At 72.2% G+C, this 20796-nt stretch carries 24 protein-coding genes; 11 read left to right on the top strand and 13 right to left on the bottom strand.

Features of this window, described 5'->3' with window-relative positions:
- The first annotated feature begins 1 nt into the window (after position 1).
- Positions 2 to 1111, top strand: a complete 1110-nt coding sequence (locus tag KG102_RS16530) for an ABC transporter permease (protein WP_208290339.1) — start codon at positions 2 to 4, stop codon at positions 1109 to 1111.
- A 6-nt stretch (positions 1112 to 1117) separates the two neighbouring features.
- Here KG102_RS16530 and KG102_RS16525 read toward each other — a convergent pair whose 3' ends face one another.
- The 3 genes from KG102_RS16525 to KG102_RS18860 all read right to left on the bottom strand — a co-directional run bounded on the left by KG102_RS16525 (position 1118) and on the right by KG102_RS18860 (position 2864).
- Positions 1118 to 1960 carry an SMP-30/gluconolactonase/LRE family protein gene (locus KG102_RS16525; protein ID WP_208290340.1) on the bottom strand — a complete coding sequence of 281 codons (843 nt, stop codon included), beginning with the start codon at positions 1958 to 1960 and terminating at the stop codon, positions 1118 to 1120.
- Between the two features lie 131 nt (positions 1961 to 2091).
- Entirely contained in the window at positions 2092 to 2391 is a 300-nt protein-coding gene (locus KG102_RS18865; protein WP_249667370.1) for a transcriptional regulator, read from the bottom strand.
- Positions 2388 to 2864, bottom strand: coding sequence for a hypothetical protein (locus KG102_RS18860; RefSeq protein WP_243885026.1), 477 nt, complete (start codon positions 2862 to 2864; stop codon positions 2388 to 2390). The genes KG102_RS18865 and KG102_RS18860 overlap by 4 nt, the downstream gene beginning before the upstream one ends.
- A gap of 159 nt (positions 2865 to 3023) precedes the next feature.
- Between KG102_RS18860 and yiaA the strand changes: the two genes are divergently transcribed.
- Positions 3024 to 3488 carry an inner membrane protein YiaA gene (gene yiaA / locus KG102_RS16515; protein ID WP_208213011.1) on the top strand — a complete coding sequence of 155 codons (465 nt, stop codon included), beginning with the start codon at positions 3024 to 3026 and terminating at the stop codon, positions 3486 to 3488.
- Positions 3489 to 3536: 48 nt separating this feature from the next.
- Here the strand turns inward: yiaA and KG102_RS16510 are convergent, their stop codons facing one another.
- Positions 3537 to 4805, bottom strand: coding sequence for a pectate lyase (locus tag KG102_RS16510; RefSeq protein ID WP_249667369.1), 1269 nt, complete (start codon positions 4803 to 4805; stop codon positions 3537 to 3539).
- Positions 4806 to 5097: 292 nt separating this feature from the next.
- Positions 5098 to 5700: a flagellar brake protein gene (locus tag KG102_RS16505; protein ID WP_208290342.1), complete on the bottom strand. Its 603-nt coding sequence runs from the start codon at positions 5698 to 5700 to the stop codon at positions 5098 to 5100.
- A 241-nt stretch (positions 5701 to 5941) separates the two neighbouring features.
- Here KG102_RS16505 and KG102_RS16500 point away from each other — a divergent pair, with 241 nt between their 5' ends.
- Positions 5942 to 7096: an AI-2E family transporter gene (locus KG102_RS16500; RefSeq protein WP_208213009.1), complete on the top strand. Its 1155-nt coding sequence runs from the start codon at positions 5942 to 5944 to the stop codon at positions 7094 to 7096.
- A gap of 46 nt (positions 7097 to 7142) precedes the next feature.
- On the opposite strand, the gene KG102_RS16495 is transcribed toward KG102_RS16500, so the two are convergent.
- From KG102_RS16495 to KG102_RS16485, 3 genes are all read right to left on the bottom strand, one after another.
- Positions 7143 to 7721, bottom strand: a complete 579-nt coding sequence (locus tag KG102_RS16495) for a TMEM175 family protein (protein WP_208290343.1) — start codon at positions 7719 to 7721, stop codon at positions 7143 to 7145.
- A gap of 99 nt (positions 7722 to 7820) precedes the next feature.
- Positions 7821 to 8189, bottom strand: coding sequence for a YciI family protein (locus KG102_RS16490; RefSeq protein ID WP_208290344.1), 369 nt, complete (start codon positions 8187 to 8189; stop codon positions 7821 to 7823).
- A gap of 99 nt (positions 8190 to 8288) precedes the next feature.
- Positions 8289 to 9557 carry a cellulose binding domain-containing protein gene (locus tag KG102_RS16485; protein WP_208213006.1) on the bottom strand — a complete coding sequence of 423 codons (1269 nt, stop codon included), beginning with the start codon at positions 9555 to 9557 and terminating at the stop codon, positions 8289 to 8291.
- A 234-nt stretch (positions 9558 to 9791) separates the two neighbouring features.
- Between KG102_RS16485 and bsh the strand changes: the two genes are divergently transcribed.
- Entirely contained in the window at positions 9792 to 10739 is a 948-nt protein-coding gene (gene bsh, locus KG102_RS16480) for a choloylglycine hydrolase (RefSeq protein WP_208213005.1), read from the top strand.
- Between the two features lie 80 nt (positions 10740 to 10819).
- On the opposite strand, the gene KG102_RS16475 is transcribed toward bsh, so the two are convergent.
- Both KG102_RS16475 and KG102_RS16470 read right to left on the bottom strand, forming a co-directional pair.
- Complete coding sequence (locus tag KG102_RS16475; RefSeq protein ID WP_249667367.1) at positions 10820 to 11152, bottom strand: transcriptional regulator; 333 nt, start codon at positions 11150 to 11152, stop codon at positions 10820 to 10822.
- Positions 11142 to 11594 carry a hypothetical protein gene (locus KG102_RS16470; protein ID WP_208290346.1) on the bottom strand — a complete coding sequence of 151 codons (453 nt, stop codon included), beginning with the start codon at positions 11592 to 11594 and terminating at the stop codon, positions 11142 to 11144. Before KG102_RS16470 ends, KG102_RS16475 begins: the two co-directional genes overlap by 11 nt.
- A 274-nt stretch (positions 11595 to 11868) precedes the next feature.
- On the opposite strand from KG102_RS16470, the gene KG102_RS16465 reads away from it, so the two are divergent.
- Genes KG102_RS16465 through KG102_RS16450 form a run of 4 tightly spaced genes read left to right on the top strand, consistent with a single transcriptional unit; the run spans position 11869 to position 15004 of the window.
- Positions 11869 to 13125 (top strand): sensor histidine kinase, encoded by a 1257-nt coding sequence (locus KG102_RS16465; RefSeq protein ID WP_208290347.1) that lies wholly within the window; start codon positions 11869 to 11871, stop codon positions 13123 to 13125.
- Entirely contained in the window at positions 13122 to 13814 is a 693-nt protein-coding gene (locus tag KG102_RS16460) for a response regulator (protein ID WP_208290348.1), read from the top strand. The genes KG102_RS16465 and KG102_RS16460 overlap by 4 nt, the downstream gene beginning before the upstream one ends.
- 9 nt (positions 13815 to 13823) lie before the next feature.
- A complete protein-coding gene (locus KG102_RS16455) occupies positions 13824 to 14522 on the top strand; it encodes a hypothetical protein (RefSeq protein WP_208290349.1) in 699 nt (232 codons plus the stop codon).
- Between the two features lie 56 nt (positions 14523 to 14578).
- Positions 14579 to 15004 carry a pyridoxamine 5'-phosphate oxidase family protein gene (locus tag KG102_RS16450; protein WP_208290350.1) on the top strand — a complete coding sequence of 142 codons (426 nt, stop codon included), beginning with the start codon at positions 14579 to 14581 and terminating at the stop codon, positions 15002 to 15004.
- Between the two features lie 38 nt (positions 15005 to 15042).
- Here the strand turns inward: KG102_RS16450 and KG102_RS16445 are convergent, their stop codons facing one another.
- Complete coding sequence (locus KG102_RS16445) at positions 15043 to 15531, bottom strand: tetratricopeptide repeat protein (RefSeq protein WP_243885028.1); 489 nt, start codon at positions 15529 to 15531, stop codon at positions 15043 to 15045.
- A gap of 96 nt (positions 15532 to 15627) precedes the next feature.
- Complete coding sequence (locus KG102_RS16440) at positions 15628 to 17046, bottom strand: cellulase family glycosylhydrolase (RefSeq protein WP_208290351.1); 1419 nt, start codon at positions 17044 to 17046, stop codon at positions 15628 to 15630.
- Between the two features lie 310 nt (positions 17047 to 17356).
- On the opposite strand from KG102_RS16440, the gene KG102_RS16435 reads away from it, so the two are divergent.
- Positions 17357 to 18292, top strand: coding sequence for a CPBP family intramembrane glutamic endopeptidase (locus tag KG102_RS16435; RefSeq protein ID WP_208212997.1), 936 nt, complete (start codon positions 17357 to 17359; stop codon positions 18290 to 18292).
- A gap of 70 nt (positions 18293 to 18362) precedes the next feature.
- Here KG102_RS16435 and KG102_RS16430 read toward each other — a convergent pair whose 3' ends face one another.
- Complete coding sequence (locus KG102_RS16430) at positions 18363 to 18941, bottom strand: TetR/AcrR family transcriptional regulator (RefSeq protein WP_208212996.1); 579 nt, start codon at positions 18939 to 18941, stop codon at positions 18363 to 18365.
- A 114-nt stretch (positions 18942 to 19055) separates the two neighbouring features.
- On the opposite strand from KG102_RS16430, the gene KG102_RS16425 reads away from it, so the two are divergent.
- Both KG102_RS16425 and KG102_RS16420 read left to right on the top strand, forming a co-directional pair.
- On the top strand, positions 19056 to 19892 hold the full coding sequence (locus KG102_RS16425) for an alpha/beta fold hydrolase (RefSeq protein ID WP_208290352.1): 837 nt from the start codon (positions 19056 to 19058) through the stop codon (positions 19890 to 19892).
- A gap of 152 nt (positions 19893 to 20044) precedes the next feature.
- The gene (locus KG102_RS16420) at positions 20045 to 20794 is read left to right on the top strand and encodes an ABC transporter ATP-binding protein (protein ID WP_208212994.1); all 750 of its coding nucleotides are present in this window, start codon (positions 20045 to 20047) and stop codon (positions 20792 to 20794) included.
- The last annotated feature ends 2 nt before the right edge of the window (positions 20795 to 20796 follow it).

Raw genomic sequence — 20796 nt, 5'->3', positions numbered from 1 at the left:
CATGAGCCTGCTCGCCCAGCTCCGCGGCGTCGGCGCGCTCGTCGGCCGCAACCTGCGCATCGCCCGTCGCCGGCCCGACCTCCTGGTGCAGACGATGGCCGTCCCGGTGGTCGTCGTCGGCCTCGCGAGCGTCATCTTCGGCGCGACCGACGCCTGGCCCGTCGCCGTGGTGGACCGTGCCGACAGCCCGGCCTCGCACCGCGTGGTCGCCGCGATCGAGGAGGTCAGCGGCGCCACGGGCCCGTACTTCCGCGTGGTCGAGACCGACCCCGCGCGGGCCGGGCGGCTGGTCGAGGACGGTCGCCTGCACCTGGTCGTGACGATCCCCGCGGAGTTCGACACGTCGCGGACGCTGGAGACGACGACGTTCAACATCAACACCGACGCGATGAAGAACGTCCGCCTCCGCCTGAGCGCCGCCGCCAACGCCGTGGACGCGCAGGCCGACACCGACGTGCGCGCCACGATCGACAAGGCGAAGGCGCAGGACGTCACGCGGACCGCGTTCATGGGCGCGTCGGCGGTGATCCTGGCGCTCCTGCTGGGCGCCGCGCTCCTGAGCGCCAACGTGTACGCGGTCGAGACCGAGCATCGCACCACCAAGGAGCTCGCGCTGTCACCGCTCGGCCACCACGTCGCGGGCGTCGGCGCCGCCCTGACCGGCTGGGTGCTCACGTGGGCCACGGCGGTCCCGACCGCCCTGGTCGCGCTCGCGCTGGGCACGCGGGTCGACGCGCGCCAGGTGCTGCTGGCGGCGCTGGCCGTGGCGCCCGCGACCCTCGGGGCCGCGGGCGTGGGCGTGTGGGTGGCCGCCCGGCTGCGCGTGCACCGCGCGATCCAGCCGACGATCATCCTCGTCGCCATCGGCAGCTACTTCGCGAGCGGCGGCTTCGTCCCCGTCCCCGGCCTGCCGCCCCTGGCGCGCGCGCTGGCGACCTGGTGGCCGCCGTCGTACGTGTTCGAGTGGGCCAACCCGGTGCTGCACGGCTTCCGCGACGCGCCGTCGGCGGTTGCGCTCGTGGCGGTCGGCGCCGCTGCGGCCCTCGGCGTGGTCCTGGCCGCCCGTGCCGCGCAGCGGGACCTGCGGCGCCCGCACGCCCAGGGTCAGTAGGGCGGGTCAGCCGCCGTACGGGAGCACCGGGCGCCCCGGGACGTCCACCCGTGTCCGGAAGACCGCACCGGCCTCCGGCTCGGGGTCGTCGAGGTCCTCGCGCGAGGTCGTGATGAACAGGTCCCGGCCGTCGTCGCCACCGAGCGTGCACGCCGTCGTCAGGCGGACGGGCACGGTGACCTCGGCGAGCACCTCGGCGTCGGGCGAGTAGCACCGCACGCGGCCGGCGCCGTTGTGCGCGACCCAGACGTTGCCCGCCGAGTCCACGCACAGGCCGTCCGGGTTGCTGCCGCCGCCGTCGTGGAAGGGACGACGGTCGGTCAGCACGCCGTCCTCGACCCGGAACACGTCGGTGCGGCCGGTCGCGGTGTCGTCGTAGTAGGCGCGCGTGCCGTCGGGGGAGAAGTCGATCCCGTTGGAGACCGTCACGCCGGCGAGGGCGACGCTCACCTCACCCGCGGGGGTGATCCGGTAGAGGGTGGCGGCACCGGGCGTCTTGTCGTAGGCCATCGACCCGGCGAAGAGGTTGCCGGCCGCGTCGCAGCCACCCTCGTTCATCCGGACACCGGGGTCGGTCCACAGCTCGGGGCGGGCGACCGGGACGTCGTCGGGCCCGTCGGCCAGCGCGATGCCCCGCTCGAGCCCGACGACGTAGCCGCCGGCGGCGCGGGGCCGGACGAACGCCGCGACGGCCCCGACGTGCAGCCGGTCGACCCCGCCGTCGCCACGCAGCGTGAGCAGGTCACCGGCGAGCATGTCGACCCAGCGCAGGCCGCCCCAGGTGGGGGACCAGCACGGGCCCTCCGCGTGGTACGCCAGGGGGTCGGTGAGCTGTTCGGCGCGGGTCATCGGGCGATCGTCGCACTGCACGCGCGTGTCGGCCGCCGGAGCGGCGCACCGACCGCCTGCAGATCAGCCCGAAGAGTTCGTCCTCCATGGTGCGACCAGGTCTTCGGGCAGGCGTGCTCGCGCGACGTTCGTCAGGGAGCGACGGCCATGGCGGCGATGCGGCGCAGCTCGGCCAGGTGCCCGTCGAGGGCGGCGCGTCCGGCGTCGGTCAGGGACAGCCACGTGCGGGTCCGCGACCCCCGCGGAACCTTGGAGACCTCGACGTAGCCCGCGTCGGCCAGGACCTTGACGTGCTTGCTCAGCACCGAGTCACTGACCGACAGCGTCTCGCGCACGGTCGAGAACTCCAGCTGGTCCACCGCCGCGAGCATCGCGCAGACCTGCAGCCGGTTGGCGGCGTGGATGATCTCGTCGAAGACCGGCGTCGTCACGCTGCGCGGACCCGCCGACGCAGCAGGCCGTCGATGCGCCGCTCGCTGAGCAGGGTCGCGACGAAGCCGACGGCTCCGGCGGCCAGCAGTGCCCACGGCACGCCGGCGAAGGCCTGCAGCGCGAAGCCGAGCGCGAACAGTGAGAAGACGACGACGTACCAGGCGCCCAGGCCCTGCGCATAGCGCTCCACCGACACCCCCGTGGAGCGCTTCAGCGCCCACAGCAGCACCATCGGCGCGAGGATCGCCCCGAACACGACCAGCATCATCGCGGTCGACTCGGTCGCGCCGCCGGCCTCGGGGCGCCCCACGAGGAGACCGGTACCGACGAACATCGAGGCGGTGCACGACGCGGACCCCACGCGGTACCACCACGGCGTGGAGATCTGCGTGGCGAGTCGTCGACGGGCGTCGTCGACCCCCTGCAGGGCGGTCCGGGCGGCGTCGGGGGTGGCCCGCGGGCTGCTTTCCATGATGGAAAGCTAATGGCCACTTTCCGATGTGGCAAGTCGGCGCGGCACTAGCCCGACCGGGCACCCGTCGGCCGGGATGCTTGCGCAGGCCCCTCCGGACCGCCACCATCGGGGCCGCAGCTGGCACGGTGCCGGCGGCTCGACCTCCGGAGCGCCCCCATGTCGCAGCACCCCGTCCCGGCACGCCCGACCGCCGCCTTCATCGGCGCGTCCTGGGTCGCCCTCGTCATCGCCATCAGCGCGTTCGCCATCGGGCTGTGGAATGCGGAGATGCTCCTGTCGGAGAAGGGCTTCTACGGCACCCTGCTGCTGCTGGGCCTGTTCTCCGCGATCGCGCTGCAGAAGTCGGTCCGGGACCGCGCCGAGGGCATCCCCGTGACCGGCATCTTCCTGGGCCTCTCCTGGAGCATGGTGCTCGTCTCCATCCTGCTGGTGTCCGTCGGCCTGACCAACGCGACCGTGGAGCTGTCGGAGAAGGGGTTCTTCGCGCTGGCCTTCACCATGGCGCTGTTCTCGGTCGTCGCCGTCCAGAAGAACGTGCGCGACCTGGCCGCGGCCGGACCGGCGCCCGTCGCGCCGTCGGTCCCCGCCGAGCCGGACCCGCACGCGACCGTCTGGCAGTGACCGTCGGACGGCCCACCGCGCCCGGGGCGGGCGCGGTGGGCCGCGACGTCACCGGTACGTGATCGACGAGCTCGAGTACCCGCACGCGGACGACGGTCCGGAGCCGATCTTGGACGGCTCGCCCGACGTCACGCCCTTGTACTCCTCGCAGATCACGATCTTCTTGGAGGAGTCGTTCAGGATCGTCACGCCCGAGAGCGTGGCCCTGTCGCCGTAGTTGGAGTTGATCCCGACCAGCGACTTGCCCGGGGCGGTGATCTGCACGTTCTGGATCACCACGGTGCGTGCGTACTGCTTCGAGCAGTTGCCGCACGAGCGGTAGAGCTTGCCGAAGTCCGACACCTGGAAGTTCTTGATGACGAACGTGCCGGGGCCGTTGTGCTGGAAGACCTTGTCGGACGCGCTCCTGGCGCCCCCGCCGTTGACGGTCATGACCTGCGAGGTCGACGAGCCCTTGAGGGTCGCGGCATCCTCGCCGACGTCCTCCCACCACACGTTCTCCAGCGTGCAGGTGCCCGTGCAGTGCACGCCGTCGCCGGCGCCGGTGCCGATGATGACGTTCTTCAGGACGGCCCCGTCGGAGAGCTGGAAGATCGGCGGCTGGGACTCGTCCTGGTCGCCCGACGAGATGCCGTAGTACCGGACGTTCCCACCGTCGCGGGTGCCCGAGACGTTGATGGTCGAGGACACCTTCTGCTGGCCGGTCGCCGACGGCCACGACGGGAACGAGCCCGCCGGCGGGGGCGTCGTGCTGCCCCCCGACCCGACCTTGATCAGCTCCCACTGCTGGTTGTAGGCGTTGCTGTCGGTGGCCTGCACGGCCCAGGCGCCGTCGGAGGTCGACCGGTCCTTGATCTCGAGGACCTTGCCGCTGTGCCGGTTGAACAGCCGGATGCGGCCGCCCTCGGAGTCGCCGAGCCTGAACTGCTGGTTCCAGCCGGACAGGTCGGTGTACTGGCGGAACTCGCCGCCGTCCGCGGTGCTCCAGGCCCACAGGTCGAGGACCTTGCCGGAGTGCTTCGCCTTGAGCTTGTAGTAGCCGTCGCCGGCGCTCACGAACTGCCACTGCTGCCAGGGTCCGTCGTTGCGCGACCACTGCTGGATGACGGTGCCGTCGTCGGTCGACGTGCCGGCCACGTCCAGGACCTTGCCGGACTGGCGGTTGACGAGCAGGTACCAGGCGCTGGTGTCGACGCTGGCCGCGCTCGCGGTCAGGGCGGAGGAGATGCCGAGCAGGCCGCCGAGGACGAGGACCAGGGCGCTTGCCAGGACGACGCGCAACGGGCGTCGCGGTTGTACCAGGGACGGTGGGGACACGAGCGTTCCTCTCGGTTGTAAGCGCTTTCCGGAGGACCGAACCACGCACCCGCGCCCTCGCAACAGGGTGTGAAGCGTTTCCACGGGCAGAGACCCGGGACATCACCGACCAGGCCAGGGCGCCGCGGGTGCCCGTCACGGAGGTGTGAGCGCGCAGACGAGACGCACTACCGGTTCGTGGCCGTCAGCCCGGACCAGCTGCGCGCGGGCGCGCCCGTCACGCTCGGCCGGAGCGGCCTGGCCGGGGAGCGCGTCGAGACGGGCTACCGGTTCGAGGGCGTCGAGTAGGGCCTCACGCCTGCAGTCGCGTGCGCCGTTGCGCGCCCTGCGTCTGCATGACGAACCGGAACAGCGTGTCCGCGTCGCGCTCGTGCAGACCGACGAAGCGGCAGCCGCACAGGGTCGTCCCGCTGTCGGTCTGCTGCGAGCGCAGCACCTCGGCGACGAGCGCGACGTCGCGGTCGCCGATCGGGAACCCGAACGAGACCCGTTCGTGCTCCGCGAGGGGCGCGGTCGTGGAGATGCGCATGCCGTGCGCGCTGATGTCGAGCACGACGAAGGTGATCGCCCGGCCGTCGCCGTCCGGCAGCTCCACGGTCCCCACGCAGGGCTGTGCGATGCGCACCCGCGCCACCTGCCGCTTCTGCAGGGTCGACGTGAGCTCGAGCTCGGCCACCCGCACCGTCGTCGCACCGGCCTGGGCGACCCAGCCGTCGTACCGGACCTCGCCGCGCACCTCGTCGAGCACGAGGAGCTGGACGTCGTCGCCGGCCCGGAAGGTGCCGAAGCCGTCGGCGTCGATGCCGATCGTCATGGTCCCGTCGGCGAACTCGGCGACGTAGCCGCTGAGCGCGCGGTCGCCGGCCGAGAGGGCGCAGGGCGCGAGGTCGTGCATGGTTCAGTCCGTCCGGTCGACCCCGTCGCCCCCTGTCGGCGAGGTGGTGCTGGTCCCGTCCCGGTCTGATCGGCGGATCGCGGCCGAGGGATGAGGGTCGACGCGCGCCGGCTGCGTGGCGAACGGGTGATCCCGAGAGGCCGCACCCGGGGAGACGAACGGGGGAGTGTGACGGGCACGCTCGATCGCTGCCTAGTACGGTCGGGGCTCCGCCGCCGGTCCCGGAACTCGAAGGAGCCCCATGGGTCTGTTCGCCCGCCGCTCGCGTCCGCAGGTCGCCCCGCCACCGCGCGAGGTCCCCCCGGTGACCGAGCGCAGCCAGACCTCGCTGTGGTCCGACGGCTTCGGGCGCGCGGGGACCAGGTCCGTGCAGGTGCTGGCCGTGCTCGCGGTGGTGGCCGTCTTCGTGCTCGTGGTGACGCAGCTGACCCTCATCGTCATCCCGGTCCTGATCGCCCTGGTGCTCGCCGCGGCCATCTCGCCGCTGGTGTCGTTCCTGCGCCGCAAGGGCCTGCCCTCGATGCTGGCCACCTGGATCGCCCTGCTCACGCTCGTCGCCCTGCTCTCGGCGATCGTGTGGCTGGTCGTGCGCGCCGTGGTGAGCCAGTGGGACGAGCTGAGCGACCAGGCGCTCGAGGGTTTCGACGAGCTCCAGGCCTACATCCAGCGCCTGCCGTTCGACATCACCGAGGAGCAGATCGGCTCACTCCGGGAGTCCGTGACCGGGCTGCTGACGTCCGACGCGGTGGGCTCGGGCGCCCTCGCCGGGGTCTCCCAGACGGTGGACGTCGTCGCCGGCTTCTTCATCATGATCGTGGTGCTGTTCTTCTTCCTCAAGGACGGCCCGAAGATCTGGGAGTTCCTCCTGCGCCCGTTCGACGGCCACCGCTACGAGCGCGGGAAGCGCATCGGTGACACGACGGTGCGCACCCTCGGCGGGTACGTGCGCGGCACCGCCATCGTGGCGGCGGTGGATGCGGTGGCCATCGGCATCGGGCTGGCGATCGTCGGGGTGCCCCTCGTGATCCCGCTGTCCGTGCTGGTGTTCCTGCTCGCGTTCATCCCGCTCGTCGGCGCCACGGTCGCGGGGATCCTGGCCGCCCTGGTCGCGTTCGTGGCGGTCGGACCGGTCGAGGCGCTGATCGTGGTGGCGATCGTCGTCGCGGTGAACCAGCTGGAGGGCGACTTCCTCCAGCCCGTCGTGATGGGGCGCGCGCTGCGGCTGCACCCGCTGGTGATCCTCATCGCGCTGACGGCGGGCACCGTCCTCGCGGGCCTGACCGGGGCGGTGCTGGCGGTGCCGATCGCGGCGTCGCTCTGGCGCGCGGTCCAGGTGTGGGACGGCCCGGACGTGCCGGCACGCTTCGCGCGGCAGAAGCGGCGGGAAGCGGTCTAGGACGTCTGGTCGCGCTCGCCACGGGTGCGGCGCCGGGCCAGTCGGTTCAGTGGCGTGGACAGGAACAGCAGGAACAGCCAGAACATCCCGACGGCCGGTACGACCACGGCGAGCACGAGCGCGACGAGCAGGAGCCCCAGCGCCACCAGGGCACCGCGGGGCTGAGGGTGCCCCGCACCTCGGGCCGCTGGAGCTCGGTGTCGCGGACCGCCAGCCACTCGATCAGCGCCAGGCTGCCTGTGGTCACCACCATCGTCGAGATGTAGAGGGCGTTGACGGCGGGGTCGTCGGTGCCCTCGTCGGCGAGCAGCTGGGTGGTGAAGGGGATGAACACGATGCTCGCGAGCCACAGGAAGTTGGCCCAGAGCATGGCCTTCGAGTAGTCCTGCAGGTGCTCGAAGACCCGGTGGTGCCCCACCCAGAAGCTCGCGATCACGACGAAGCTGATGCCGAACGCGAGGAACGTCCCGCCCTCCTGCGTGAGCAGGCTCCCGGCCGAGCGCTCGGTGCCGTCCGTGACGAGGTCGATCAGGGGCAGGACGAGCAGCGTGATCGCGATCGCGACCGATGCGTCCGTGAAGTTGACCAGGCGGTCGAGCCCACGGTCGGTCCGGATACCCGGCATGCGCGCCTCCTGCTCGCCACTGTAGGAGGTCCGTCGAGCGTCCTCGACGACTGACGTGCCGAGGCGAGCGGCTCCGCGTGGAGCCGCTCGCCGTCGGCGTCAGCGCTGCCGCGCCCCGAGCATCGCGTCCAGCTCCGGGTCGGGCAGGAGCTCGCGGACCTCCTGCGCGGAGGTGCACGCGGCGGCGAACTTGGCGGCCCACCCCAGCGCCTCCTGGCGGGAGGGCACCTCGACGACCACGAGTCCGCCGATGACCTCCTTGGTCTCCGGGAACGGGCCGTCGGTGACGGTCCCGTCCGTGGCCACGATGCTGGCCTGCTGCCTGCCCAGCCCTCCGCCGAAGACCCAGACGCCCGCGTCCACGGCCTCCTGGATCACCGCGTGCGCGGCCTTGCCCACGTCAGGCAGGTCCGCATCGCTGATGTGGTCCATCGCGCCGTCGTCGAACGAGATCACGTACCGCGCCATCTCACGACTCCCTGGTCCGGCCACCCCGCTGGCGGCCTCTCACCACTGCAACGAACGGCCGGCCGCGGATCCGACGCGGCCGGCCGTTCGTCCACCCTCTCAGGCGCTGGTGCAGGTGAGGGCCGGGGTCGGCGGCGTGCCGCTGCCGAGCAGGCCGAAGGTGGTGGTCCCACCGGCCGCGAGCCGGCCGTTCCACGCCACGTTGCCGACGGTCACGAGGCCGCCCTGCGACGTCACGGTGCCGTTCCACACCTGGTCCACGCGCTCGCCGGCGGGGCGCCAGCTCACGTTCCAGGACGTCGACGCGGAACCGGCGCGCACGGTGACCTCGCCCTGGAAGCCGCCGGGCCAGGAGTTCACGGTGCGGTAGGTGGCGGTGCACGCCCCGGGAGGCGGCGTCGTCGGGTCCGTCGGCGGCGGGGTCGTCGGCGGCGGAGTCGTCGGCACGGGGGTCGTCGGGTTGTCCGTCGGCGGCGGGGTCGTCGTCGAGGTCAGCGACGTGAAGAACCGCCAGATCTCGCCGGGCACCCAGGACTGCTGCTGCCCGCGGTCCCGGGCGTCCCACTGGTGGCCGCTGTCGGAGGCGATCCACACGACCGGGTAGCCGTCACGGCAGGTGTACTCCGTGCGCACGTGGGTGCCGCTGCCCGCGGCGGGTTCGGGGGCCTGCTGGGCCTGGCACCCGTTGTTGCGCAGCGCACGGTCCCGCAGCGCGCGGCCCTGCGAGATGTTCAGGACGTCGTCGACCACACCGTGCGAGCCGAGGTAGGCGATGGGTTGGGTGCCGCCGGCGCACCCGGACAGCTGCGCACCGTTGAGCACCGCGACCGCACGGAACACGTCGGCCCGGGCGCACGCCAGCGCGTTGCTCATGCCGCCGCCGTAGCTGAAGCCGGTCGCGAACCGCTGGGTGGTGTCGATGCACAGCGCGGACTCGACGGCGCGCAGCACGTCGTCGACGAACGTGACGTCCCGGCCGTTGGTGTTGGGCCAGGCGTTGTCGATGCCCTGCGGCGCCACGAACACGGTGCTGTTGCCGGCGAGCGGCTTCAACCCGTAGAAGTTCTGGTTCACCACGTCGGCGGCCGTGCCGTGCCACCAGTGCAGCCCCACCACGAGGCGGTATTGCCGGTTCGGGTCGTAGCCGGACGGCACGTCCAGGCGGTAGGTGCGCGACACCCCGCCGCTGGTGAGCGTGTGGGTGCCGGTCGCCAGGCCCGCGGGCCGGCCGCACCCGGCGGTCGCGGCCGTCTGGACGGGACCTCCGGTGAGCGCCGAGGCCGGCGCGATCAGGCCGCCCAGCACGAGGGCGGCGGCCGCGGCCACCAGCAGGACGAGTCGGTTCCGGGACGGTTTGGCCTGTCTCACGTGTCGCTCCCTCCAGCGGGTCCCGGGCGTCGGTGCCCGGGACGGCGACGGCGGACGAATTACGCCGCCCGGCGAACCTATCCACAACCCGTCGGCTCGGGGAGCGGTCCGAAACGGTTCAGCACGCGCGGTCGTCGCCGCAGTGCAGGAGTCCGCCCGCGGGCGCACGATGGAGCGGGGGCGCCGACCGGGCCCTCCGACGTCACGCGGCTTGCCGAAGACAGGGGGCACCACATGTGCACGGGAATCAGGTTCACCGACGGTAGCGACAACCTCTACCTCGCACGGAACCTCGACTGGACGAGCGGCTACGGGGAGAGGGTGGTGGTCACGCCCACGGGGTACGCCCCGAAGTCGCCGTTCGGGGCGGTGGGGAGCATCCAGCACGCGACCATCGGCATGGGGATCGTCGAGGAGGACACACCGCTCTACTTCGACTGCGGGAACGACGCGGGGCTGGCCGTGGCGGGACTCAACTTCCCGGGGTACGCGGCGTACGCGCCGGGTCCGGTGGAGGGCGCGACCAACGTCGCCGCGTTCGAGTTTCCGCTCTGGGTCGCCTCGCAGTTCACCACCGTCGATGACGTCGAGGCGGCGCTGCAGGACGTGGCGATCGTGGACAAGCCGATCAACGAGAAGTACCCGAGCTCGCTGCTCCACTGGGTCATCGGCGACGCGACCCGGGCGATCGTGGTCGAGTACACGAGCGACGGCATGCACGTCTTCGACGACGACGTGGACGTCCTGGCCAATCAGCCCGGGTTCGGATGGCACCACGAGAACCTGCGCAACTACCTGAACACCGCGCCCGACTTCCCCAAGGAGACCGTGCTGGGCAGGGCGACGCTCACCCCGTTCGGCTCGGGGTCGCACATGCGAGGCATCCCCGGCGACTACTACTCGCCGTCCAGGTTCGTCCGCGCCGCGTACGTCAACGAGCACTACCCGACGAAGGCGAGCGAGGAGGAGAACGTCAGCCGCGCGTTCCACACCCTGCAGCAGGTCGCGATGGTGGACGGCGCCGCCGCGATGGGCTCGGGTGAGTTCGAGAAGACCATCTACACCGGACTCTTCTCGTCCAGGACGACGACCTACTACTGGAACACCTACGACGACCCGGCCATCCGGAGCGTCGCGCTGGCGGACCACTCGCCCGAGGGGTCGCAGATCGTCGTCGTGTAGCTGGTGCGCCCGCGCGGGCGTGCGTCCATCCCCTCACGCCCGCGCGGCACGAGTCCCCGATTCCCTGTCGTCGAGTCACGTCAGACGGTGGCAGGGCCGGGCCGGTCGGCCTCGATCTCGGTGATCTGACGGAGCGCCGCGACGTGTCCGTCGAACGCTCGCCGACCCTCGCGCGTCAGGCGCACCCAGGTGATCTGCCGGCGGTCGGTCCGCTCGTCGGAGGAGGAGCGGCTCATCGTCGTGTAGCCGGCGTCGGTCAGGATGCGCAGGTGCTTGGAGAGTGCCGGCTTGGTCAGCTCGAGCGTTGCTGCGAGAGTCGAGAACGTCAGGGCGTCGACGGGGCGCAGCAGCCCGCAGATCCGCAGGCGCACTATGTTGTGGACGATCTCGTCCGGCCGCGCCTCAACGGTCACGGTGCAAGGACCTGCGCGCAGAGGCATCGACGACCCGCACCGTCGCGACCGTGGCGCCGAACATCAGCACGGCCGGCACGGCCACCCACCAGTCCAGGTCGAGGGAGAACAGGGCGAGCCCGGCGCTGTACAGCAGCAGGCCCACCGCGACGAGGGCGAGGTAGGCGACCCAGCCACGGGTCCCGATGCCCTTGAGCTTGACCCCCGTGGATCGGGTCGCCACGAGGACGAGGCCCATCGCCACGATGAACAGGAAGAACCAGGGGCTCGTCCCGTCCGAGCGGGCGGTGTCGCCGGTCGCGACCCAGGTGGCGGTCACGGCGCCGAGTGCGGGTGCGAGCCACGCCGGCTGGCGAGCACGCTGGTCCAGCGCGGTGCGGTCGGCCTCGATGGCCGACAGGTACGCGTCCGGGGCGACGGTGGTCTGACGCTCGTTGCTCATGCACACAACGCTACGTTGTGTGTTGCCTATTCGGCAACCGATTGAGGATCGTGCCGAGGCTCCGAGGCGGACCTTCGACCGGCTCCACCTTTGGATGCAACCGCCGACGTTCCATCCTCGGCCCGGCGCGGCACGAGGTCCCCGGCTCCTAACGTCGAGTCACGTCAGACCGACGTCGACGAAGGGACACTCGGATGAGCGCCATCACCGCGCAGGCACCGCCACCACCGGCTGCCGACCACGGGCTCGAGGCGGCGCGTCTATCGTGACGTCGGTGATCGAGCACCCCGCTCAGCACGGCCGCCGGGCGACGTACCTCGTCCCGGCGGTCTGCTGGCTGCTGTCGGTCGGGCTGCTCGCCGCCTCCCTCGGGCTGAACCAGGCCGACCCGTCCGCCGCGCGCGGCGTCCCGGAGTTCGGCGACGCGGCGTGGTGGGGCGCTATCGCCGTGCTCACGGCGCAGGCGGTCGTGCTCGGCGTGTGGCGGGGGCACCCGCGCGCCACGGTGCTCGCAGTCGCCGCGGCGATGCCCGCCCTGCAGTGGCTCGGCGAGGCCGTCGGCGCCGGCCTCATCGTGGTGATCGTCGCGACGTACCGGGTGGTTCTCGCGCGGCCCGTCCGGCGCCTCGCGCCGACCCTGCTCGGGGCCGGTGCCCTGGTGGCCGTCGGCGTGGCCGCCGCCGAGATCCGGAGCGGCGGCGAGGGGTGGACCGTCGTCATCGCCGGTGCCCTGCAGGCGGTCGCGGCGGTCGGGCTGCCCTTCGTGCTCGCGAGCGTCGTGGGCGCACGGCAGGACGCCGTGGCCGCCGTCGCCCGCACGGTCGAGGCGCAGGGCCGCGAGCGCGACGCCCTGGTCCGGGTCGCCGTCGAGCGGGAGCGGACGGCGATGGCGCGCGAGCTGCACGACATCGCGGCGCACCACCTGTCCGGCATCGCCGTGATGAGCGCCGCCGTCGGCCGCCAGATCGACGTGGACCCCGAGGGCGCCAAGCGGGCCGTCGCGCAGGTCCGGGAGCAGAGCACGGCGATGCTGCGCGACCTGCGCAACCTCGTGGTGCTGCTGCGCGACACCGAGGACCCGCCCGACCCGGACGGCCCGGTACGGATGGAGACGCTGGCCGGCATCGCCGACCTGGTCGCGCAGGCGCGGGCGTCGGGGCTGGAGGTCGACCTGGAGACCTCGGGCCCGGTCGACGAGGTGGCCGCCTCGGGCGTGATCGGTCCGCTCGCGCAGCTCGCGGCGTACCGGGTGGTCCAGGAGGCGCTGGCCAACGCGGCCCGGCACGCGCACGGGGCGCGCTGCACGGTCCGGATCGACGTCCGGGCCGACGACCACGTCGAGCTGCGGGTCCGCAACACCGCACCCGGTCCCGGTGAGGCGCTGACCGACCACGACCCGGGCTACGGGTTGGTCGGCATGCAGGAGCGCGCCGAGCTGACCGGCGCGACGCTCCAGTACGGACCCACCCTCGACGGCGGGTGGCAGGTCTCGCTCGCGATCCCGACCACACCCACCGAGGAGCTCCGATGAGCGACGTCCCGAGCGGTACCCCGAACCTGCGGGTCGTCGTCGCCGACGACCAGCCGCTCGTGCGCGCCGGCCTGTCCACCATGCTGACGACAGAGCCGGGCATCGAGGTGGTCGGGCAGGCCGCCGACGGGGCGACCGCCGTGGCCCTGGCCCGCGCCCTGCGGCCCGACGTGGTCTGCATGGACATCCGCATGCCGGGCAAGGACGGGATCACCGCGACGCGGGAGCTGTGCGGCCCCGACGTCGTGGACCCGATCCCGGTCCTCGTCCTGACCACGTTCGACGTCGACGAGTACCTGTTCGGCGCGCTCGAGGCGGGCGCGTCCGGCTTCCTGCTCAAGGACGCCGAGCCGGAGACGCTCGTCGAGGCCGTCCGGTCGGTGGCAGCGGGCCACGGCATGCTGGCCAACGCGCTGACCCGGCGGGTGCTGCGGGAGGTGGTCACGCGCCGCCGGACGCAGCCGGTGACCGCCGCGCGCGCCAGCGAGCTGCTGACGCCGCGCGAGCTCGACATCCTCCTGCTGCTGGCCCAGGGCATGTCCAACGAGGAGATCTCCCGCGAGCTCTTCCTGGAGGTCTCGACCGTGAAGTCGCACCTGGCCAGGGCGATGCCGAAGCTGGGTGTGAAGTCGCGGCTGCAGGCGGTCGTGTGGGCTTATCAGAATGGCATCGTCGACGTCCGTCCCTAGGCTCCGGGCATGGCGTTGCAGGACATGCCCCGGTACCTCGTCGGCCGCAACCTGCTCACCGGCCCGGTGGACCACCGGCAGGTGGAGGAGGTGCTGCTGCGCGACGGGTGGACACCGTGCGGCGCCGGCGACTGGGCCATCGCGCTGCGCTCGCCCGACGGCGCGGCCGCGGCCCGGATCAGCCCGTTCGACCCCACCGGGCCGTACTCCGCCGCCCTGTACGTGCGGGCGGCGCACACGCGCCGGGTTCCCGTCCTGCTCGCGCACCGACGCCTGACGGGCGGGGGCGACCTGCAGGTGCTCGAGTGGCTCGCGCCCGTCCCGGACGACGAGGCGATCGCGTTCCACGAGGCCCTGGCAGAACCGCGCCCGGACCTGGCCGAGCTCGCGGCGATCGTGCACGACGTCCACGCGCTGGCACGCCGGGAGCTTCCGTGGTGCGGGCCTCTGGACCGCAACCCGACCAACGTCATGCGCGCGGCGGACGGGCGGCTCGTCGTGCTCGACCTGTTCTACGCGGACGGCCCGCACCTGTACGGCACCGCCGGGTCGGACCCCGACCGCGTCGCCGCGCTGATCCCTGAGGCCGAGCGGCGGTTCATGACCGAGATCCCGCTGGCCACCTCCGGACCGTGGGAACCGGCGTCGCGGGAGTCGATGCGGGCGGCGCTCGCGGCGGCCGACGCGCGTCGAGCGGGCGGGGGATGAAGGAGGCCCGTCGTGCGGTTGACCCGACGAGAGCCGTCCCGCACCGAGGAGCCGTGATGAGTGCTGACGCGTCCCTGTCCACCGACGACCTCGAGCTCCTGCGTCGTGCGCTGCACGGCTTCCTGACCGTCGCCGCCGGCCCCGTGCCGCCGCAGCCGCGGCCGGTGTGGTTCGAGGTGGCCGACGACGGCACGGTCCAGCTGTTCACCACGCCCGACGCCCTCAAGGTGCGCCGGCTGCGGCGTGACCCCCGCGCGTCGCTCGTCGTCGCCGCCCCGGTGGGCGAGCGCGAGCACTGGGTGTCGGTGTCCGGTCCGGTCACCGTCGAGACCCAGGGCGCGCACGACCTCGCCGCCCGCCTCGCCGCGCGCTACTGGGACCTGTCCGACCCGGTGCACGCGCGGGACCTCGCGACGATCCTCGCCGAGGACCAGGTCCGGCTCGTGATCCACCCGGAGCGCGTCACCCGCTACGCGTACTGAGGCCAGATCGGGTGGCACCCGTGCTGCTCGGCGGAGGGCTACTCGGCCGACGGCAGCTGGGAGGCGTAGTGCGTCAGGGCGCTGCGGTAGGCGGGCAGCGTCGGTGTCAGCGCCTCCAGCGCGACCCGCAGGGCTGCGCCCGGCTGTCCCGCGTCGAGGAGCGCCAGGGCCAGGAAGGCGTCGCGCGCGGCACCCACGGCGGGGTGCCCGGCCGTGGCCTGCAGCAGCTCGACCGCCGCGTCGGGCTGCCCGACGTTGCGCAGCGAGCTCGCCAGCTGCAGGACCGCCCGCGCCTCGCGCTCGGGGTCGAGGCCGGCCGCGATCGCCTCGCGGTACAGCGGGATCGCCTCCGCCTCCAGGCCGACGAAGTCGTGGGCGCCCGCCCACTCCATGAGCGCCGCGGCGTCTCCGGCGGGGCGCTCCGCGACGAGCGCGTTCATGCTGGTCAGTACGCCGTCGACGTCACTGCCGTCCGCGGTCGCCCAGAACTCCTCGACCCGGCGGTCCCATGCAGCGACGTCAGTCATGGGACGAAGGATCTCATGCTGTGGACCCTAGGACCGGCCCTGCAGACAGCTCCGCCGCCCCGGAGGGAGGGGCCCCCGGGGCGGCGGCGCGGTTGGTCAGCTCGTCGGGAAGCTGTCCGCCGTGACGATCCTGCTGCGGACGAACTGACCGGACTGTGTCAGCTGGCCGGTGCCGTAGCTCGACCCCGCGCAGGTGCCCGGCCGGAAGGCGGCACTGCTCTCGTTGGCATCCGAGTAGGTCCAGTTGACGTGGCTGATCTTCAGCGAGTCGAGCAGGTCGAGCCACGCCGTCGAGCTGGCGATGTCGACGGTGCCGCCGCCCGTCGCGCTCGTGGTGCCCCACTCGGTCACGAAGATGGGCAGCTTGGCGGCCGCGTTGCGCACCTCGGCCCGGTAGTTGTCCTGGTGCGACGCTGCGTAGAAATGGAACGCGTACATGATGTTCGAGAACGCCAGGGGGTTGGCCACGATCTCCGCCGAGCTCGACCCGTTGGACACGCCGAGCGACGACCAGCCGCGCGTGCCGACGATGATCACGGCGTCCGGGTCGGCTGCCTTGATGATCGGGATGACCTGGTTGGCGTAGGTGCGGATCTGCTCCCAGGTCACGCCGTTCGGCTCGTTCGCGATCTCGTAGATGACGTTCTTCTTGGCAGCGTTGCGGGTGGCGACGTTGCGGAAGAACGTCTTCGCGTTCTCCAGGTTCACGTTCGGGTCACCCGGCGTGAGCGTGTGGAAGTCGATGATCGAGTACATGCCCCTCGACTCGGCCTGGTCGACCAGCGTGTTGACCCGTGCGGTGAAGCCGCTGGGGTCGGTGACGTAGCCGTCCTCGTTGACGTACATCGCGATCCGCAGGACGTCGGCCTTCCAGTCGTTCGCCAGGGTGTTCAGCGAGCTCGTGTTGTAGCACCCGGGGAACCACTGCAGCCCGTGCGTGCTGGCCCCGCGCAGCTGGATCGGCTTGCCGTACTGGTTGCACAGGTTCACGCCGCAGACGCTCAGCTGCCCGTTGATGGCGAGCGGGGTCGTGCCCGTGGGCGGCGGGGGTGTGGTGGTCGAGGTGGGGGTGGGCGTGGGGGTGGGGGTGGGGGTCGATCCCGCGGACCCCGTGCAGGCGACCCCGTTGACGGTGAACTGGGTGGGCACGGCGTTGCTGCCGCTCCACGTGCCGTTGAAGCCGAAGCTGGCGGTCCCACCGGTGCGGACGACGCCGTTGTGGCCCGCGTCCCGCACCGAGACCGCGTTGCCCGACTGTGTCGCGGTCCCGTTCCACGCCTGCGTGATGCGCTGGCCCGACGAGAACGTCCAGCCGACGGTCCAGCTGGTCAGGGGATCTCCGAGGTTGGTGAGCGTGACGTTGGCGCCGAAGCCCTCGCCCCACTGGTTGGTGACGGCGTAGTCGACCTTGCACCCGGCCGCCGCCTGCGCCGACGTGCCGGCGATCGCGCCGATCCCCGTCATGGCCAGCAGGGCCGCGAACAGGGACCCGAGAGCCCTGGTGCGCTGTGACATGGATGTCCTCTTCCGTGATGGCCCGCCGGTGAGCGGAACGGCCGCGCCCACCGGTCGACGCCCGTCGCAGAACGAGGAGCCGCATCGAGGTGGGCGCCTGCGACGGTAGTGCCGGGGCCGCATCCGGGCACTCCCCGAAACGTTTCGACTGCCAAGGAGCGCGGGCCCCTGGGGTTCCTGCACCCCCGCGGTCGGCGCCTCCACCTTTCGATGCACCCCGAACGGTTCCACCCTCCGCCCCGCGCGGCAGGGGGTCGCGGATTCCTAGCGTCGAGTCACATCCCAGCCACTCCGACGAAAGGAACCTCTCATGAGCGTCCTCACCGCTGCGGCCCCGGCGCCGCAGAAGCCAGCCGGCGTCCGCGGCGTCATCCGGCGCCGCCCGATCCTGTCGTTCTTCGTGCTGGCCCTGTCGGCCAGCTGGATCGCGTGGATCCCGTACATCCTGTCCCAGAACGGTCTCGGCATCTGGGGCTTCGAGTTCCCGGGTGGTCCCGGGGGCGGCCAGCTGCTCGGCATGCTGCCCGGCGCCTACCTCGGCCCGATCGGGGCCGCGCTCGTCGTGACCGCGATCGCCGACGGGCGCGCGGGGCTGCGTGCCTGGGCGGGGAGGCTGTGGCGGTGGAAGGTCGGCTGGCGCTGGTACGTCACCATCCTGCTCGGCGTCCCCGCTGCCATGGTGCTGTCCTCGTTCGTCTTCTCGGGCGGTGACGTGCAGATGCCGTCCACGATCGTGCTGGTCGCTCTCGTGCCCGGCCTGATCATGCAGATGCTGACCACCGGCCTCGCCGAGGAGCCGGGCTGGCGCGACTTCGCGCTGCCCCGCATGCAGCGCCTGCTCGGTGCGCCCCGCGCGGCCGTGGTGATCGGGGTCGTCTGGGGCGTGTGGCACCTGCCGCTCTACCTCACCCAGTGGGGCGAGTGGCCGACCGCCACCTGGTACCGGCCGATCGAGTTCGTGCTGTTCTGCATCACCTTCAACCTGGTCATGACGTGGGTGTTCAACCGGACCGGGCAGAGCCTGCCGATGGCGATGCTGCTGCACGTCAGCGTGAACAACTCCACGGGCGTCCTGAGCGAGATGTTCCCCCGCCTGGACACCGGCCTGTTCCAGCACGCGCTGCTGCTCGGCGCGACGGTGGCCGCGATCGTGACCATGGTCGGCACCCGAGGGCGCCTCGGCTACCACCCGGAGGTCGGCCGCGACGAGGTTACCTACCCGCGTGAGGCGGCGCGCATCGCATGACGAGCGCCTCGCGCGGCGGCCGCCGGACGACTCGCGTCGTTCCGGCGGCCGGCCGTGTGCGGACGACCGCTCAGCGCCGCCCGAGCGCGGCGTCGACCAGCACCTCCGCCGCGCCGCGCGCCTGCCCCACCGCGTCGGCGCACCCGGCGATGGCCGCCGTCGTCTGCGCCCCCTCGGCGAGCAGTGCCAGCTGCGCCCCGAGGGACTCGTCGGCCCCCGACTCGACGGCGAGCCGGGCGAGGTGGTCCTGGAAGGCCCGTTTCTGCTCGCGTGCCGCGGCGGCGACGGCCGGTGAGGTCGCACCGAGCTCGCCGAAGGCGTTGATGAAGCCGCAGCCGCGGAAGGTGTCCTCCCGGAACCACTCCTCGAGGAAGTCGAACACGGCGAGGAGACGCTGGCGCGGGTCGTCAAGCCCGGCCGCCGTCCGCGCCAGCCCGTCCTCCCACCGTCGACGGCGCGCGGCGAGCACCTCGAGCACCAGCTGTTCCTTGCCGGGGAACTCGGCGTAGAGGCGCTTGAGGGAGACGCCGGCGGCCGTGCGCACCTCGTCCATACCGACCGCGTTGAAACCGCGGGCGTAGAACAGCCCTCCGGCCGCCGCGACGATCCGCTCGCGCGTCTCGGTCGTCGTCTCGGTCGCGTTCGCCACGATCCACCGTCCCTTGAGGTCCGTGCCCAGCCCTTGTGCTGAGAACGTGCGTTCTCTATCGTAGGCGACATCGCCGGAGAACGATCGTTCTCCTCAGGAGGAAAGGGGCACGTCATGGGTCGCATCACGGTCGGTACGGAGAACACGGTCGACATCCAGCTGCACTACGAGGACAAGGGATCGGGCCAGCCCGTCGTCCTCATCCACGGCTTCCCGCTGGACGGCAACTCGTGGGAGGGCCAGACGGCCGCGCTTCTCGACGCGGGCTACCGCGTCATCACCTACGACCGTCGCGGCTTCGGCCAGTCCAGCCAGCCGTCCGTGGGCTACGACTACGACACGTTCGCGGCGGACCTCAACACGGTCCTGGAGACCCTGGACCTGCACGACGTCGTCCTGGTCGGCTTCTCGATGGGCACGGGCGAGGTGGCACGCTACCTGGGCACCTACGGCTCGGCCCGCGTCGCCAAGGCGGCGTTCCTCGCGTCCCTCGAGCCCTTCCTCACCAAGACGGACGACAACCCCGAGGGCGCGGTCCCGGCCTCGTTCTTCGAGGACGTCGCGGCGGACGTCCGCAGGGACCGGTACGCCTACTTCACGGACTTCTACCGGGACTTCTTCAACCCCGACGAGTTCCTCGGCACGCGACTCAGCGACGAGCAGGTGCGCAACGCCTGGAACGTTGCCGCAGGCTCCGGCTCGGTCGCCTCGGCCGCCGCGCCGCTGACGTGGGGGACCGACTTCCGCGCCGACATCCCCAAGGTCGACGTGCCGGCCCTGATCCTGCACGGCACGGGCGACCGCATCCTGCCCATCGACGCCACGGGCCGGCTGTTCCACAAGGCGCTGCCGTCGGCCGAGTACGTGGAGATCGAGGGCGCGCCGCACGGTCTGCTGACCACCCACACGGCCGAGGTCAACGAGGCTCTGCTCGCGTTCCTCGCCCGCTGACTCACCGGGGCGGGGCGTCTGCGACGAGGCGCCCCGCCTTCTTGCATCGAAGGATGGAACCGTCGCGGAGCCTCCCGAAGAGGCTCGATGGGGGACCCCCGTCGTTCCTAGGTTCGAGATCGACACAACGACCTCGACCACGGGAGCACACGATGAGCACGCAGACCACGGCAGAGGTGACGGGCACCGCCGTCCGCCTCATCGACATCCACAAGACCTACCCGGGCCGCGAGCCCGTCCACGCGCTGCGCGGGGTGTCCCTGGAGCTGCTCGCCGGCTCCGTGACCGCCGTCGTCGGTCAGTCCGGCTCCGGCAAGTCCACCCTGCTGAACTGCGCGGCCGGGCTCGACACCCCCAGTCGTGGCGCGGTCGTCGTCGGCGGCCACGACCTCTCGGCGCTGCGGCCCGACGACCTCACCCGGTTCCGCCGCGAGCGCGTCGGCTTCGTCTTCCAGGCCTACAACCTCATCGGGCACCTGACGGCCCGCGAGAACGTCCGCCTGCCGCTGGTGCTCGCGGGCCGCCAGGTGGACCCGGCGTGGGAGTCGGCACTGCTGGAGTTCCTCGGTGTGCCGGAGCTCATGGACCGGCTGCCTGGCGAGCTGTCCGGCGGCCAGGCCCAGCGGGTCGCGATCGCCCGGGCGCTCATCACCCGGCCCGCCGTCGTCTTCGCCGACGAGCCGACGGGCGCGCTGGACTCCCGGACCGGGGCCGCGGTGCTCCAGGTCCTGCGTGACACCGCCTCGGAGCTCGGCCAGACCGTCGTCATCGTGACGCACGACGCGGGGGTCGCGGCCGCCGCCGAGCGCGTCGTCGTCCTCGCGGACGGGCTGGTCGTCGACCAGCTCGAACGCCCCACCGCCGAGCAGGTCACCGCTCGCCTCCTCACGAAGGGTCGGTGAGC

The sequence above is a fragment of the Cellulomonas fengjieae genome, from assembly GCF_018388465.1.
Lineage (GTDB): Bacteria > Actinomycetota > Actinomycetes > Actinomycetales > Cellulomonadaceae > Cellulomonas > Cellulomonas fengjieae.
The sequence above is the reverse complement of the archived record's forward strand: the minus strand, read 5'-3'. Positions and strand labels throughout refer to the sequence as shown.

Excerpts from the sequence above, each read along its gene's own strand:
- KG102_RS16470 (WP_208290346.1), bottom strand. The coding sequence starts at position 11,594 with ATGAGCAACGAGCGTCAGACCACCGTCGCCCCGGACGCGTACCTGTCG.
- KG102_RS16445 (WP_243885028.1), bottom strand. The coding sequence starts at position 15,531 with ATGACTGACGTCGCTGCATGGGACCGCCGGGTCGAGGAGTTCTGGGCG.
- KG102_RS16440 (WP_208290351.1), bottom strand. The coding sequence starts at position 17,046 with ATGTCACAGCGCACCAGGGCTCTCGGGTCCCTGTTCGCGGCCCTGCTG.
- KG102_RS16525 (WP_208290340.1), bottom strand. The coding sequence starts at position 1,960 with ATGACCCGCGCCGAACAGCTCACCGACCCCCTGGCGTACCACGCGGAG.
- KG102_RS16420 (WP_208212994.1), top strand. The coding sequence starts at position 20,045 with ATGAGCACGCAGACCACGGCAGAGGTGACGGGCACCGCCGTCCGCCTC.
- bsh (WP_208213005.1), top strand. The coding sequence starts at position 9,792 with ATGTGCACGGGAATCAGGTTCACCGACGGTAGCGACAACCTCTACCTC.
- KG102_RS16425 (WP_208290352.1), top strand. The coding sequence starts at position 19,056 with ATGGGTCGCATCACGGTCGGTACGGAGAACACGGTCGACATCCAGCTG.
- KG102_RS16460 (WP_208290348.1), top strand. The coding sequence starts at position 13,122 with ATGAGCGACGTCCCGAGCGGTACCCCGAACCTGCGGGTCGTCGTCGCC.
- KG102_RS18860 (WP_243885026.1), bottom strand. The coding sequence starts at position 2,864 with ATGGAAAGCAGCCCGCGGGCCACCCCCGACGCCGCCCGGACCGCCCTG.
- KG102_RS16490 (WP_208290344.1), bottom strand. The coding sequence starts at position 8,189 with ATGGCGCGGTACGTGATCTCGTTCGACGACGGCGCGATGGACCACATC.
- KG102_RS16530 (WP_208290339.1), top strand. The coding sequence starts at position 2 with ATGAGCCTGCTCGCCCAGCTCCGCGGCGTCGGCGCGCTCGTCGGCCGC.
- KG102_RS16495 (WP_208290343.1), bottom strand. The coding sequence starts at position 7,721 with ATGCCGGGTATCCGGACCGACCGTGGGCTCGACCGCCTGGTCAACTTC.
- KG102_RS16450 (WP_208290350.1), top strand. The coding sequence starts at position 14,579 with ATGAGTGCTGACGCGTCCCTGTCCACCGACGACCTCGAGCTCCTGCGT.
- KG102_RS16505 (WP_208290342.1), bottom strand. The coding sequence starts at position 5,700 with ATGCACGACCTCGCGCCCTGCGCCCTCTCGGCCGGCGACCGCGCGCTC.
- KG102_RS16455 (WP_208290349.1), top strand. The coding sequence starts at position 13,824 with ATGGCGTTGCAGGACATGCCCCGGTACCTCGTCGGCCGCAACCTGCTC.
- yiaA (WP_208213011.1), top strand. The coding sequence starts at position 3,024 with ATGTCGCAGCACCCCGTCCCGGCACGCCCGACCGCCGCCTTCATCGGC.
- KG102_RS16500 (WP_208213009.1), top strand. The coding sequence starts at position 5,942 with ATGGGTCTGTTCGCCCGCCGCTCGCGTCCGCAGGTCGCCCCGCCACCG.
- KG102_RS16435 (WP_208212997.1), top strand. The coding sequence starts at position 17,357 with ATGAGCGTCCTCACCGCTGCGGCCCCGGCGCCGCAGAAGCCAGCCGGC.